This is a genomic window from Streptomyces stoeckheimensis (assembly GCF_045822005.1).
In the GTDB taxonomy this organism is placed as follows: Bacteria; Actinomycetota; Actinomycetes; order Streptomycetales; family Streptomycetaceae; genus Streptomyces; species Streptomyces stoeckheimensis.
The window spans coordinates 3,730,616-3,743,591 of sequence record NZ_CP169550.1 but is presented as its reverse complement, the minus strand read 5'-3'; the positions used below and the strand labels follow the sequence as shown (position 1 = coordinate 3,743,591).

Here is a 12,976-nt window from a genome sequence, read left to right as displayed (position 1 = left end):
TGGCAGGTACGTCATGGTCCAGATCAAGACCCCCGAGCAGATCGCGAAGATGCGTGAGGCGGGGCTGGTCGTCGCTGCGATCCACGCGGCGACCCGTGAGGCGGCCGTGCCGGGCGCCACGACGCGGGATCTGGACATGGTGGCCCGCAAGGTCATCGCGGATGCCGGCGCCAAGTCGAACTTCCTCGGCTACGGCGGGTTCCCCGCGACCATCTGCACCTCGGTCAACGAGGTCGTCGTCCACGGCATCCCCGACGACAAGACGGTCCTGAAGGACGGCGACATCATTTCGATCGACGCCGGCGCGATCGTCGACGGCTGGCACGGCGACGCCGCGTACACCGCCTTCGTGGGCTCTGGACACGCCCCTGAGCTCGTGGAGCTGTCCCGGGTGACCGAAGAGTCCATGTGGGCCGGTATCGCCGCCATGAAGCTCGGCAACCGCCTCGTGGACATCTCGAAGGCGATCGAGACCTACATCAAGCGGCAGCCGCGTCCGACCACCGGTGAGCACAGCCTCGGCAAGTTCGGGATCATCGAGGACTACGGCGGCCACGGCATCGGTTCCGAGATGCACATGGACCCGCACCTGCTGAACTACGTCTCGCGCAAGCGGGGCAAGGGCATCAAGCTCGTCCCCGGCCTGTGCCTGGCGATCGAGCCGATGGTTTCGCTGGGCACCGCCCAGACGGAGGTCCTGGCGGACGACTGGACGGTCATCACCACGGACGGCACCTGGTCCTCGCACTGGGAGCACTCCATCGCCCTGACCGAGGAGGGACCGATCGTCTTGACCTCCCCGGACTGCGGCAAGGCGAAGCTGGCGGAGTACGGCGTGACCACCGCGCCCGACCCGCTGGGCTGAGCCGCGGCCGGCCGGGCCGGGCCCGTAGGGCCGAGCCGGGCCGACCGGTATGGGCAGGATTGATGATCTATCCTGTAGGGCACACTTTCCGGATTCGTCTTTCAGTGGGCCCTGACGTAGACTGACTCGTCGGCTCCTTTGCACCCGCATGTCCTCATGCGAAGGCGGGGAGCTGATCAAGGTAGCCGATTCGAAAGGCGAAGCGTGGCCAAGAAGCAAGGTGCCATCGAAATCGAGGGCACCGTGATCGAGTCCCTCCCGAACGCGATGTTCAAGGTGGAACTCCAGAACGGTCACAAGGTCCTCGCGCACATCAGCGGCAAGATGCGCATGCACTACATCCGCATCCTCCCTGATGACCGGGTTGTCGTGGAGCTCTCTCCCTACGACCTGACGCGTGGCCGGATCGTCTACCGATACAAGTAGATCTTGTCTTCACTCCCGTCCGGACATCCTGTCCCGACGCGGGTGGTGGCACTGACCCGGAGAACCTCACCAACATGAAGGTCAAGCCGAGCGTCAAGAAGATCTGCGACAAGTGCAAGGTGATCCGCCGTCACGGTCGGGTCATGGTCATCTGCGACAACCTGCGCCACAAGCAGCGCCAGGGCTGACGCACGCCGACCGACCTGCACTACGCAGTTCTTCGCGCGACGTAAGAAAACGTACATACGCAGAACCCGCCCAGCCCTGACCAGGGCCGGCGGCACCTCCGGCGGGGGCCGGGGACCCGGGCGTACCACCACCCACACAGGAGTGGTCGGCGGTCGGGGTTCGGTTCTGCGGAAGACCCCCGAACACACAGGAGCCATTGAATGGCACGCGTTTCCGGTGTTGACATCCCGCGCGAAAAGCGTGTGGAGATCGCACTTACCTACGTCTTCGGTGTCGGTCGCACCCGGTCCAAGGAGATCCTTGCGGCCACCGGTGTGAACCCCGACACCCGCGTTCGTGACCTGGCCGAAGAGGACCTGGTCAAGATCCGCGAGTACGTGGACGCCAACCTCCGCACCGAGGGTGACCTCCGCCGCGAGATCCAGGCCGACATCCGCCGCAAGGTCGAGATCCAGTGCTACCAGGGTGTTCGCCACCGTCGTGGCCTGCCCGTGCACGGTCAGCGCACCAGCACGAACGCCCGTACCCGCAAGGGTCCGCGTCGCGCGATCGCCGGTAAGAAGAAGCCGGGCAAGAAGTAGTCCTGTTCAGCGGTCTTGCGCTGTAGGACCGACCACCTCCCGTAGGAGATTTAGATGCCCCCCAAGGGTCGTCAGGGCGCTGCCAAGAAGGTGCGCCGCAAGGAAAAGAAGAACGTCGCTCATGGGCACGCCCACATCAAGAGCACGTTCAACAACACCATCGTTTCGATCACGGACCCCGCGGGCAACGTGATCTCCTGGGCCTCCGCCGGCCACGTCGGCTTCAAGGGCTCGCGCAAGTCCACCCCCTTCGCCGCGCAGATGGCCGCCGAGTCGGCCGCCCGTCGCGCGCAGGAGCACGGCATGCGCAAGGTCGACGTCTTCGTCAAGGGTCCCGGCTCCGGCCGTGAGACCGCGATCCGCTCCCTCCAGGCCACCGGCCTCGAGGTCGGCTCGATCCAGGACGTCACCCCCACCCCGCACAACGGCTGCCGTCCGCCCAAGCGTCGCCGCGTCTGATTCGGCGACGCCGGGCTTCGCGCCTGTGCGTCTTTGAGTGTCCGGGCGGTACGAACCCCTCGCGGGGGACGTACCGCCCGTACCCTTGTAGTCCGTGGCCCCCTGGGCCGCGATCCGTCGGGCGTCAAATAGTGGGCGTCCACGAATGAAGGAATCCACATGCTTATCGCTCAGCGCCCCTCGCTGACCGAAGAGGTCGTAGACGAGTACCGCTCGCGGTTCGTGATCGAGCCGCTGGAGCCGGGCTTCGGCTACACCCTCGGCAACTCGCTCCGCCGCACGCTCCTGTCCTCGATCCCGGGTGCCGCTGTCACCAGCATCCGCGTGGACGGCGTCCTGCACGAGTTCACCACCGTGCCGGGTGTCAAGGAAGACGTCACCGACATCATCCTCAACATCAAGCAGCTGGTCGTCTCCTCGGAGCACGACGAGCCGGTCGTGATGTACCTGCGCAAGCAGGGTCCCGGCCTGGTCACCGCTGCCGACATCGCGCCCCCGGCCGGTGTCGAGGTGCACAACCCGGACCTGGTCCTCGCCACGCTCAACGGCAAGGGCAAGCTGGAGATGGAGCTGACCGTCGAGCGCGGTCGCGGCTACGTCTCCGCCGTCCAGAACAAGCAGCTGGGCCAGGAGATCGGTCGCATCCCGATCGACTCCATCTACAGCCCGGTCCTCAAGGTCACCTACAAGGTCGAGGCGACCCGAGTCGAGCAGCGCACCGACTTCGACAAGCTGATCGTCGACGTCGAGACCAAGCAGGCCATGCGCCCGCGCGACGCCATGGCGTCCGCCGGTAAGACCCTGGTCGAGCTGTTCGGTCTGGCCCGCGAGCTCAACATCGACGCCGAGGGCATCGACATGGGCCCCTCGCCGACGGACGCGGCCCTGGCCGCCGATCTCGCCCTGCCGATCGAGGAGCTGGAGCTCACCGTTCGGTCGTACAACTGCCTCAAGCGCGAGGGCATCCACTCCGTGGGTGAGCTCGTCGCCCGCTCCGAGGCCGACCTGCTCGACATCCGCAACTTCGGTGCGAAGTCGATCGACGAGGTCAAGGCGAAGCTGGCCGGCATGGGCCTGGCCCTCAAGGACAGCCCGCCCGGATTCGACCCGACCGCCGCCGCCGACGCCTTCGGCGCCGACGACGACGCGGACGCCGGTTTCGTCGAGACCGAGCAGTACTAAGCACCACCAGAAACTTTCCCGCGGCATCCGCCTCGGGGGAACTGACACCGGTACCTGACACGGCCGGTGCAGATATGAAGGAGTAAGACCATGCCGCGTCCCGCAAAGGGTGCCCGTCTGGGCGGCAGCGCCGCGCACGAGAAGCACCTCCTCGCGAACCTCGCGAAGTCGCTCTTCGAGCACGGCCGCATCACCACCACCGAGGCCAAGGCCCGCCGCCTGCGTCCCTACGCCGAGCGTCTGGTGACCAAGGCCAAGAAGGGCGACATCCACAACCGTCGCCTGGTGCTGCAGACGATCACGGACAAGAGCATCGTGCACACGCTGTTCACCGAGATCGCCCCGCGCTACGAGAACCGCCCCGGTGGTTACACGCGCATCACCAAGATCGGCAACCGTCGTGGCGACAACGCCCCGATGGCCGTGATCGAGCTGGTCGAGGCCCTTACGGTCGCCCAGCAGGCCACTGGTGAGGCCGAGGCCGCCACCAAGCGCGCCGTGAAGGAGGCGGAGGCCGCCGAGGCTCCCGCCGCCGAGGAGACCAAGGAGGCCTGATCCCGCTTCGGGATCACGCTGAACGGCTCCGAACGGGCCCGCCCCTTTACCGGGGCGGGCCCGTTCTGCGTTTCTGAGAGAGGATCTGTCACGTGAGTGACGAGGTGGAGCCCGGGCACGTCCGGGTCAGGCTGGACCTGAGTTACGACGGCAAGGACTTCTCCGGCTGGGCGAAGCAGCGCGTGCTGCGGACCGTCCAGGGGGAGCTGGAGTCGGCCCTGCAGACCGTCATGCGGCTGCCCGACCCGGTGGAGCTGACCGTGGCCGGCCGGACCGACGCGGGCGTGCACGCGCGCGGGCAGGTCGCGCAGTTCGACGTACGGGACGAGGTGTGGGCCGAGCACCAGGACAAGCTGCTGCGCCGCCTCGCCGGGCGGCTGCCGCACGACGTACGGGTGTGGAAGGCCGCGGAGGCCCCCGCCGGCTTCAACGCGCGGTTCTCCGCGATCTGGCGCCGCTACGCCTACCGCGTGGGCGACCACCAGGCCGGCGTGGACCCGCTGCGCCGCGGGCACGTGCTCTGGTACCAGTGGCCGCTCGACGTGGACGCCATGAACGAGGCCGCAGCCAGTCTGGTGGGGGAGCACGACTTCGCCGCGTACTGCAAGAAGCGCGAGGGGGCCACGACCATCCGCACCCTCCAGCAGCTCAGCTGGGAGCGGGACGCGGAGGGGATCATCACCGCGACCGTCCGCGCCGACGCCTTCTGCCACAACATGGTCCGCTCGCTGGTCGGGGCCCTGCTGCACGTCGGCGACGGCCACCGGACGACCGACTGGCCCGGGAAGGTGCTGGCCGCGGCCGTACGGGACTCCTCGGTGCACGTGGTCAAGCCGCACGGGCTGACCCTGGAGGAGGTCGGCTACCCGGCCGACGAGCTGCTGGCCGCGCGGAGCAAGGAAGCGCGGAACCTGCGGACGCTGCCGGGAGCCGGCTGCTGCTAGGAGGGGCACCGGGCTAACTCGTTTGGGCGGATCGGGGCCGGACCTGGACAATGCCCCGCATGGGACATCTCGAAGCCAGCCACCTGGAGTACTACCTTCCCGACGGGCGGGTTCTGCTCCCCGACGTCTCCTTCCGGGTGGGGGAGGGGTCGGTCGTCGCCCTGGTCGGGGCGAACGGGGCCGGCAAGACCACGCTGCTGAAGATGATCTCCGGCGAGCTCCAGCCGCACGGCGGAGGAGTGACCGTCAGCGGTGGGCTCGGTGTGATGTCGCAGTTCGTGGGCTCGGTCCGCGACGAGACGACCGTACGGGACCTGCTGGTCTCGGTGGCCCAGCCGCGGATCCGGGAGGCCGCCAAGGCGGTGGACCGGGCCGAGCAGCTGATCCTCACCGTGGACGACGAAGCCGCCCAGATGAGCTACGCGCAGGCGCTCAGCGACTGGGCCGACGTGCAGGGGTACGAGGCGGAGACGCTGTGGGACGTCTGCACGATGGCCGCGCTGGCGATCCCGTACGACACGGCGCAGTTCCGCGAGGTGCGCACGCTCTCGGGCGGTGAGCAGAAGCGGCTCGTGCTGGAGGCGCTGCTGCGCGGGCCGGACGAGGTGCTGCTGCTCGACGAGCCGGACAACTACCTCGACGTCCCGGGCAAGCGGTGGCTGGAGGAGCAGCTGGCGGCCACCCGCAAGACGGTGCTCTTCGTCAGCCACGACCGTGAGCTGCTGACCCAGGCCGCCGAAAAGATCATCAGCCTGGAAGCGAGCCCGAACGGCTCCGACGTATGGGTGCACGGCGAGGGCTTCGGCACGTTCCACGCCGCCCGCAAGGAGCGCTTCGCGCGCTTCGAGGAGCTCAAGCGGCGCTGGGACGAGGAGCACGCCCGGCTGAAGGCCCTGGTGCTGCGCCTGCGCGGCCAGGCCGCGAGCAGCCCGGACATGGCCTCCCGCTACCACGCGATGCAGACCCGTTTCAAGCGGTTCGAGGAGGCCGGCCCGCCGCCGGAGCCGCCGCGCGAGCAGGAGATCAAGATGCGGCTCAAGGGCGGCCGTACGGGCGTGCGCGCCCTCACGGTGGAGAACCTGGAGCTCACCGGGCTGATGAAGCCCTTCTCCCTGGAGGTCTTCTACGGGGAGCGGGTCGCGGTCCTGGGCTCGAACGGCTCCGGGAAGTCCCACTTCCTGCGCCTGATGGCGGGCGAGGACGTCAAGCACACGGGTACCTGGAAGCTCGGCGCCCGGGTGGTCCCCGGCCACTTCGCGCAGACCCACGCCCACCCCGAGCTGTTCGGCCGCACGCTCGTCGACATCCTGTGGACGGAGGCGGCGAAGCCGCTGGGCCAGGCGATGGGCGCCCTGCGCCGCTACGAGCTGGAGCGCCAGGGCGAGCAGCCCTTCGAGCGGCTCTCGGGAGGCCAGCAGGCGCGCTTCCAGATCCTGCTGCTGGAGCTGGCCGGTACGACGGCGCTGCTCCTGGACGAGCCCACGGACAACCTGGACCTGGAGTCGGCGGAAGCGCTGCAGGACGGGCTGGAGGCGTACGACGGCACTGTGTTGTGCGTCACGCACGACCGGTGGTTCGCCAGGACATTTGACCGTTACCTGGTCTTCGGTTCAGACGGTGTTGTACGGGAGACTACGGAGCCCGTCTGGGACGAACGTAGGGTCGAGCGGAAGCGCTAGGGGGAGACCGCCCCCGGCTTGGGTCGAGGGGACTTCGTTGTGGGGCTGCGGCCGAGTGTCTGGGTCATGAAGTGGGACAGCCCGTCCTCATGGGACCGGGGGGTGGCCTGGCTGCTGCGGCCGGCCCCCCGGTCCTGGCGGTTCGTGGGCCTGGTGATCCTGCTGTCGGTGGCGGTCTCGGCGAGCCTGCGGGAGAACTGGGGCTCGGACAACGCCTTCGTGGTCAAGGCGGCCGACGCCCTGCTCGCCGGGGTCTCCCCGTACGAGGACAAGCGGTTCCTCTACCTGCCCAGCGCCGTGATCATGGCGATTCCCGAGGCTCTGCTGCCGGCGCCGCTGCTGCGCTGCGTGCTGCCGCTGGGGATGACCGGGCTCGTCGGCATCGGCTGGTGGGCCTCGCTGCGGCTGTTCTCGGTCCCGGTGCGCTCGCGGTTCGCGGTCGGCGGTTTCGCGCTGTTCGCCCTGGCCTACAAGCCCTACATCAACCTCGTGCTGATCGCGAACTGGACGGCCATCTCCGCCGCCGCCCTGCCGGTGGCGCTGCTGCTGGCGCACCGCAAGCACTGGGCCGCGGCCGGGCTGGTGGTGGGCCTGGCCATCGCGTGCAAGCCGATGCTGGTGCCGATCGGGCTGCTCTTCCTCCTGGCGCGGCAGTGGCGGGGGCTGGCCCTGGCGGTGGGGGTGCCGGTGGGGCTCTCGCTGGCGGGGGCGCTGATGATGCCGCACCCGATGCTGTTCTTCACCAAGACCCTGCCGTTCCTGTTGCAGGGCCAGGATTCCTACGCACTGCCCTGGGACGCCTCGCCGATCGCGGCGCTGCCCCGGCTGGGGGTGCCCGCCGCGCTGGCGGTGGCGCTGGCCTTCGCGGGGGCCGGGTGCGGGCTGTGGGCGACCTGGCGGCGCTGGCGGCGGCCGGTCGAGGCGGACGGCGACGCGGGTGAGCTGCGGCTGGTGGAGACGGCCTGCATGGTGATGCTCGCCGCGTTCCTGGTGTCGCGGCCCTCCTTCGACCACTACCTGATCGTGGTGCTCCCGCTGCTGCTGGCGTCGGGGGTGCGGGCGGGTTCGATGCCGCGCTCGCCCTGGTTCTGGCTGGCGCTGGTGCCGCAGACCGCGGGCATTCCGTGGCCCTCGGAGTTCGAGGCCAAGAGGCGGGCATTCCGGGACATGGTGACCCTGTGCGCGCTCGCCGGACTGCTGGCGCGTCGAGCACTGCGTCCGATCCGGGTTACTCTGGAACTCGTAACAACTACGGGGTCCCCACCCAGGACCGAACCGGAGTGCGCCGCAACCCCCGTCGAGACGGGATCGCGGACCGCGTTTTGACCCTTCCAGGTCTTCAGGGGTACCCTGCTGGTTCGTTATGCGTATTGGCTTGCTCATTCTCACGTGAATTTGCCTTACGCCGGTCCACCGGGCCGATGACCAGCGGTACACACGGGTTGCGTCTCCGATGTGAACCAGGGCTGTCGTGATCGTCCGTGGTGACCCATGTCAGGACCCGTCCCTCGGGCTCACCCCCCGGGGATGACCCACCACTGAAGAAGCGAAGGCATACGCGTGCGTACGTTCAGCCCCAAGCCCGGCGACATCTCGCGCCAGTGGCACGTCATCGACGCCCAGGACGTTGTCCTCGGCCGTCTGGCGACCCAGGCCGCTACCCTCCTGCGGGGTAAGCACAAGCCGACTTACGCCCCCCACATGGACATGGGCGACTTCGTCATCATCATCAACGCCGACAAGGTTCACCTGTCCGGCAACAAGGCGACCCAGAAGATGGCGTACCGCCACTCCGGCTTCCCGGGTGGTCTGCGTTCGGTCCGCTACGACGACCTCCTGGCGAACAACCCGGAGAAGGCCGTCGAGAAGGCCATCAAGGGCATGATCCCCAAGAACACCCTGGGCCGTCAGATGCTCTCGAAGCTGAAGGTCTACTCGGGCGATGTGCACCCCCACGCTGCTCAGCAGCCGGTGCCGTTCGAGATCACCCAGGTCGCGCAGTAGTTCCGGCCACCACACCCCCTAAGACAAGAAACTTCTGAGGAGCATCGTGGCCGAGACCACCGCCGAGACTGTCGTCGAAGAGTTCGAGGGCAACGTCGAGGAATACACCACCGAGACCGCGGACGTAGTCGAGGGCGACTACACGTCCGAGTCCCTTGCCGGCCGCTTCGGTGACCCCCAGCCGGCCGCCGGCCTGGGCCGCCGCAAGAACGCCATCGCCCGCGTCCGGATCGTTCCGGGCACCGGCAAGTGGAAGATCAACGGTCGCACCCTTGAGGACTACTTCCCCAACAAGGTGCACCAGCAGGAAGTCAACGAGCCGTTCAAGCTGCTCGAGCTCGACAACCGCTACGACGTCATCGCCCGCATCTCGGGTGGCGGCGTGTCCGGCCAGGCCGGCGCCCTGCGCCTCGGTGTGGCCCGTGCGCTGAACGAGGCGGACGTGGACAACAACCGCCCGGCGCTGAAGAAGGCCGGCTTCCTCTCCCGCGACGACCGTGCGGTCGAGCGCAAGAAGGCCGGTCTCAAGAAGGCCCGTAAGGCTCCGCAGTACAGCAAGCGTTAATCTCGCCTGCTGTTCAGCACGATTCCGCCCCGGCAGCACTCTGTGTGCTGCCGGGGCGGTTCGTTTACCGCCAAAAGCGGCAAATAATTGGCACCACTTGCTCATAGCGAAGTGTGAACTCGGGAGGACAACAGTGGGACGACTCTTCGGGACGGACGGTGTACGAGGCGTCGCCAACGCGGATCTGACGGCCGAGCTCGCGCTCGGCCTCTCCGTGGCGGCCGCGCACGTACTGGCCGAGGCGGGCACCTTCGCTGGTCACAGGGCCACCGCGGTGGTCGGCCGGGATCCCCGCGCCTCTGGCGAGTTCCTGGAGGCCGCAGTCGTCGCGGGCCTCGCGAGCGCGGGCGTGGACGTCCTGCGCGTCGGTGTGCTGCCCACCCCGGCGGTGGCGTATCTCACCGGTGCGCTGGGCGCCGACCTCGGTGTCATGCTCTCGGCCAGCCACAACGCCATGCCCGACAACGGCATCAAGTTCTTCGCGCGCGGCGGCCACAAGCTCGCCGACGAGCTGGAGGACCGGATCGAGACGGTCTATGAGGACCACCGCACGGGCGCTCCGTGGGACCGCCCGACGGGCGGCGGCGTCGGCCGCGTCTCCGACTACACCGAGGGCTTCGACAAGTACGTCGCCCACCTCATGGGCGTGCTGCCCAACCGCCTCGACGGCCTCAAGGTGGTCCTGGACGAGGCGCACGGCGCAGCCGCCTACGTCTCGCCCGAGGCCTTCACCCGGGCCGGCGCGGAGATCGTCACCATCGGTGCCGAGCCCGACGGCCTGAACATCAACGACGGCTGCGGCTCCACCCACCTCGGTCTGCTGAAGCAGGCCGTCGTCGAGCACGGGGCCGACCTCGGCATCGCGCACGACGGGGACGCCGACCGCTGCCTCGCCGTGGACGCGAACGGCGAGGAGGTCGACGGGGACCAGATCCTCGCGGTCCTCGCGCTGGCGATGCGCGAGGCCGGGCACCTGCGCGAGGACACCGTCGTCGCCACCGTGATGTCGAACCTGGGCTTCAAGCTGGCCATGGAGTCCGAGGGCATCAACGTCGTGCAGACCGGCGTCGGCGACCGCTACGTGCTGGAGTCGATGAAGGAGCACGGGTACGCGCTGGGCGGCGAGCAGTCGGGCCACGTGATCATCCTCGACCACGCCACCACCGGCGACGGCACCCTGACCGGCCTGATGCTGGCGGCCCGGATCGCGGCCACCGGCAAGTCCATGGCCGAGCTGACCGGGGTCATGACGCGGCTGCCGCAGGTGCTGGTCAACGTCCCCGACGTGGACAAGTCGCGGGTCACCACCTCGGGCGAGCTGGCCGCGGCCGTCGCCGAGGCGGAGCGGGAGCTCGGCACGACCGGGCGCGTCCTGCTGCGTTCCTCGGGCACCGAGCCCCTCGTGCGCGTGATGGTGGAGGCCGCCGACATCGAGCAGGCCCGCTCGGTCGCGGGACGCCTCGCGGACGTGGTGAAGTCGGCGCTCGGCTAGAGCCCGCCCGACCGTCATGACGGCGGCCCCGCGCTACGAAGCTTCGTAGCGCGGGGCCGCCGTCATGACGGGGTGCGGGGCTCAGACCTTGGGCGCCGCGCGCCGCCAGTGGCCCCGCTGGGTGCGCCACAGGAGCTTCTGGCCGAGCAGGGTCACGACGCCGGCCAGCATGATCCCGAAGAGGTTCAGCAGCAGCTGCTCCATGGAGCCCCACATCTGGCCGAACTCGCCGTAGCCGAGCGCCACGGCCGCGTTGGCGGCCGCCGGGACCGTGGTCACCGAGATCGCGACGCCGACCAGTGCGCCGGACTTCGCCGAGGTCAGGGAGAGCACCCCGGCCACGCCGGCGAGCAGCGCCACGACGAAGGAGAACAGGTCCGGCTGCCAGATGAAGCTGGTGTTGGGGCGGGGCTTGTCGAGCATGCCGTGGTGGAACAGGCCGAGCGCGTCCATGACCAGCGTGAAGACGGTGGTCGCGACCATCGCGGCGGCGAATCCCACCAGCAGGGCGACCAGCGAACGGGCGGCCAGCTTGGGGGCGCGCCGCACCACGGCGGTGCAGACGCCGGCGAGCGGGCCGAACTCCGGGCCGACCGCCATCGCGCCCACGATGAGGATGGCGTTGTCGAGGACCACGCCGCAGGCCGCGATCATCGTGGCGACGATCATGAAGGCGCAGTAGGTGATGGTGAGGGTGGACTCCTCGTGGGTCGCCTCGCTCAGCTGCTCCCACAGGACGGCGTCGGCCGCCTCGCCCGGAGCCTCCTCCTCGGCCAGGTCGGCGCGGTCCGAGAGGGAGAGGTCGATGTTCTCGACCGCGATCGACCCGTCCTTGTCGATGCCGAGCTGCCGGAGCTCGTGCAGGAGCTCGTCGCCCGCCTCGCGCGCGACGTCGCACAGCACGATGTCGCCCTCCGGGATGCGGGCGGCGCCGGGCAGCACGGCCAGATGGGTGGTGCCGACCGTCCTTTCGACGATCCGGACCACGGCGTCCGTCCGGTCCGACGGAATGATCATCCGTAGATGCAGCATGGCCGCACCCTAGCTTCCGGGGGCCCGGGCCGCCCGGGCGGCGCTCAGAGCTTGCGCAGACTCAGCTTCTGCACCTTGTGGTCCGGGCCCTTGCGGACGACGAGGGTGGCGCGGCCGCGGGTCGGGGCCACGTTCTCCAGCAGGTTGGGCTTGTTGATGGTCCGCCACATCGTCTGCGCGTACTCCAGCGCCTCCTCCTCGGAGACCTGGGTGTACTTCCGGAAGTAGGAGAAGGGGTTCTGGAACGCCGTCTCGCGCAGCTTGCGGAACCGGTTGAGGTACCAGCGCTCGATGTCCTCGGGGCGGGCGTCCACGTACACGCTGAAGTCGAAGTAGTCGGCGAGGCCGACCCGGGTGCGGCCGTCCTTGCCCGGCATGGCGGGCTGCAGGACGTTGAGCCCCTCGACGATCAGGATGTCGGGACGCCGGACGACGAGCCGCTCGTCGGGGACGATGTCGTAGATCAGGTGCGAGTAGACCGGGGCCGTGACCTCGTCCTTGCCCGCCTTGATGTCGGCGACGAAGCGGGTCAGCGCGCGGCGGTCGTAGGACTCGGGGAAGCCCTTGCGGGCGGTCAGACCGCGGCGCTCCAGCTCCTTCATCGGGTAGAGGAAGCCGTCGGTGGTGACCAGCTCCACGCGCGGGTGCTCCGGCCAGCGGGCCAGGAGGGCCTGGAGCAGACGGGCCACGGTGGACTTGCCCACGGCGACCGAGCCGGCGACCCCTATGACGAAGGGCGTGCCCTGCTGGGCGCCGTGGCCGTTGCCGGCGTCGCCGAGGAAGGTGTTGAGGGTGCCGCGCAGGTTGCTGGTGGCGCCGACGTACAGGTTCAGCAGGCGGGAGAGCGGCAGGTAGACGTCGCGTACCTCGTCGAGGTCGATGACGTCGCCGAGCCCGCGCAGCCGCTCGACCTCGTCGGCAGTCAGCGGGAGCGGGGTGCGCTCGCGCAGGGCGCTCCACTCGGCACGGGTGAGGTCCACGTAGGGGGAGGCCTCGTGGCCCC

The 12,976-nt window shown here is 69.1% G+C and carries 15 protein-coding genes; 13 read left to right on the top strand and 2 right to left on the bottom strand.

The window, feature by feature from the left end:
* The first annotated feature begins 13 nt into the window (after positions 1 to 13).
* From map to glmM, 13 genes are all read left to right on the top strand, one after another.
* Positions 14 to 865 carry a type I methionyl aminopeptidase gene (gene map / locus ACE1OC_RS16675; RefSeq protein WP_250751465.1) on the top strand — a complete coding sequence of 284 codons (852 nt, stop codon included), beginning with the start codon at positions 14 to 16 and terminating at the stop codon, positions 863 to 865.
* Between the two features lie 204 nt (positions 866 to 1,069).
* Positions 1,070 to 1,291: a translation initiation factor IF-1 gene (gene infA / locus ACE1OC_RS16670; protein ID WP_003956442.1), complete on the top strand. Its 222-nt coding sequence runs from the start codon at positions 1,070 to 1,072 to the stop codon at positions 1,289 to 1,291.
* 74 nt (positions 1,292 to 1,365) lie between these two features.
* Positions 1,366 to 1,479, top strand: coding sequence for a 50S ribosomal protein L36 (gene rpmJ / locus ACE1OC_RS16665; RefSeq protein WP_003956441.1), 114 nt, complete (start codon positions 1,366 to 1,368; stop codon positions 1,477 to 1,479).
* 201 nt (positions 1,480 to 1,680) lie between these two features.
* Complete coding sequence (gene rpsM, locus ACE1OC_RS16660; RefSeq protein WP_053682609.1) at positions 1,681 to 2,061, top strand: 30S ribosomal protein S13; 381 nt, start codon at positions 1,681 to 1,683, stop codon at positions 2,059 to 2,061.
* A gap of 54 nt (positions 2,062 to 2,115) precedes the next feature.
* Entirely contained in the window at positions 2,116 to 2,520 is a 405-nt protein-coding gene (gene rpsK / locus ACE1OC_RS16655; RefSeq protein WP_006376016.1) for a 30S ribosomal protein S11, read from the top strand.
* Between the two features lie 159 nt (positions 2,521 to 2,679).
* Positions 2,680 to 3,702 (top strand): DNA-directed RNA polymerase subunit alpha, encoded by a 1,023-nt coding sequence (locus tag ACE1OC_RS16650; protein ID WP_008739666.1) that lies wholly within the window; start codon positions 2,680 to 2,682, stop codon positions 3,700 to 3,702.
* Positions 3,703 to 3,792: 90 nt separating this feature from the next.
* Positions 3,793 to 4,257 (top strand): 50S ribosomal protein L17, encoded by a 465-nt coding sequence (rplQ, locus tag ACE1OC_RS16645; RefSeq protein WP_250751467.1) that lies wholly within the window; start codon positions 3,793 to 3,795, stop codon positions 4,255 to 4,257.
* A gap of 92 nt (positions 4,258 to 4,349) precedes the next feature.
* Positions 4,350 to 5,201 carry a tRNA pseudouridine(38-40) synthase TruA gene (truA, locus tag ACE1OC_RS16640; protein ID WP_274549093.1) on the top strand — a complete coding sequence of 284 codons (852 nt, stop codon included), beginning with the start codon at positions 4,350 to 4,352 and terminating at the stop codon, positions 5,199 to 5,201.
* Positions 5,202 to 5,260: 59 nt separating this feature from the next.
* Complete coding sequence (locus ACE1OC_RS16635) at positions 5,261 to 6,880, top strand: ABC-F family ATP-binding cassette domain-containing protein (RefSeq protein ID WP_407837684.1); 1,620 nt, start codon at positions 5,261 to 5,263, stop codon at positions 6,878 to 6,880.
* A gap of 66 nt (positions 6,881 to 6,946) precedes the next feature.
* Positions 6,947 to 8,206 carry a glycosyltransferase family 87 protein gene (locus ACE1OC_RS16630; RefSeq protein WP_407837683.1) on the top strand — a complete coding sequence of 420 codons (1,260 nt, stop codon included), beginning with the start codon at positions 6,947 to 6,949 and terminating at the stop codon, positions 8,204 to 8,206.
* 234 nt (positions 8,207 to 8,440) lie between these two features.
* Complete coding sequence (gene rplM / locus ACE1OC_RS16625; RefSeq protein ID WP_112447734.1) at positions 8,441 to 8,884, top strand: 50S ribosomal protein L13; 444 nt, start codon at positions 8,441 to 8,443, stop codon at positions 8,882 to 8,884.
* 46 nt (positions 8,885 to 8,930) lie between these two features.
* Positions 8,931 to 9,449, top strand: a complete 519-nt coding sequence (gene rpsI, locus ACE1OC_RS16620; RefSeq protein WP_250751473.1) for a 30S ribosomal protein S9 — start codon at positions 8,931 to 8,933, stop codon at positions 9,447 to 9,449.
* Positions 9,450 to 9,582: 133 nt separating this feature from the next.
* On the top strand, positions 9,583 to 10,941 hold the full coding sequence (gene glmM, locus ACE1OC_RS16615) for a phosphoglucosamine mutase (protein WP_351381514.1): 1,359 nt from the start codon (positions 9,583 to 9,585) through the stop codon (positions 10,939 to 10,941).
* An 81-nt stretch (positions 10,942 to 11,022) separates the two neighbouring features.
* Here the strand turns inward: glmM and ACE1OC_RS16610 are convergent, their stop codons facing one another.
* Entirely contained in the window at positions 11,023 to 11,973 is a 951-nt protein-coding gene (locus tag ACE1OC_RS16610; protein WP_407837682.1) for a DUF389 domain-containing protein, read from the bottom strand.
* A 44-nt stretch (positions 11,974 to 12,017) separates the two neighbouring features.
* Positions 12,018 to 12,953, bottom strand: coding sequence for a type I pantothenate kinase (coaA, locus tag ACE1OC_RS16605; protein WP_274551790.1), 936 nt, complete (start codon positions 12,951 to 12,953; stop codon positions 12,018 to 12,020).
* Positions 12,954 to 12,976: the final 23 nt, after the last annotated feature.

Bases quoted from the DNA above. Each gene is read 5' to 3' on its own strand.
- map (WP_250751465.1), top strand. From the start codon at position 14: ATGGTCCAGATCAAGACCCCCGAGCAGATCGCGAAGATGCGTGAGGCG.
- rpmJ (WP_003956441.1), top strand. From the start codon at position 1,366: ATGAAGGTCAAGCCGAGCGTCAAGAAGATCTGCGACAAGTGCAAGGTG.
- rpsM (WP_053682609.1), top strand. From the start codon at position 1,681: ATGGCACGCGTTTCCGGTGTTGACATCCCGCGCGAAAAGCGTGTGGAG.
- rpsK (WP_006376016.1), top strand. From the start codon at position 2,116: ATGCCCCCCAAGGGTCGTCAGGGCGCTGCCAAGAAGGTGCGCCGCAAG.
- ACE1OC_RS16650 (WP_008739666.1), top strand. From the start codon at position 2,680: ATGCTTATCGCTCAGCGCCCCTCGCTGACCGAAGAGGTCGTAGACGAG.
- rplQ (WP_250751467.1), top strand. From the start codon at position 3,793: ATGCCGCGTCCCGCAAAGGGTGCCCGTCTGGGCGGCAGCGCCGCGCAC.
- ACE1OC_RS16635 (WP_407837684.1), top strand. From the start codon at position 5,261: ATGGGACATCTCGAAGCCAGCCACCTGGAGTACTACCTTCCCGACGGG.
- ACE1OC_RS16630 (WP_407837683.1), top strand. From the start codon at position 6,947: ATGAAGTGGGACAGCCCGTCCTCATGGGACCGGGGGGTGGCCTGGCTG.
- ACE1OC_RS16610 (WP_407837682.1), bottom strand. From the start codon at position 11,973: ATGCTGCATCTACGGATGATCATTCCGTCGGACCGGACGGACGCCGTG.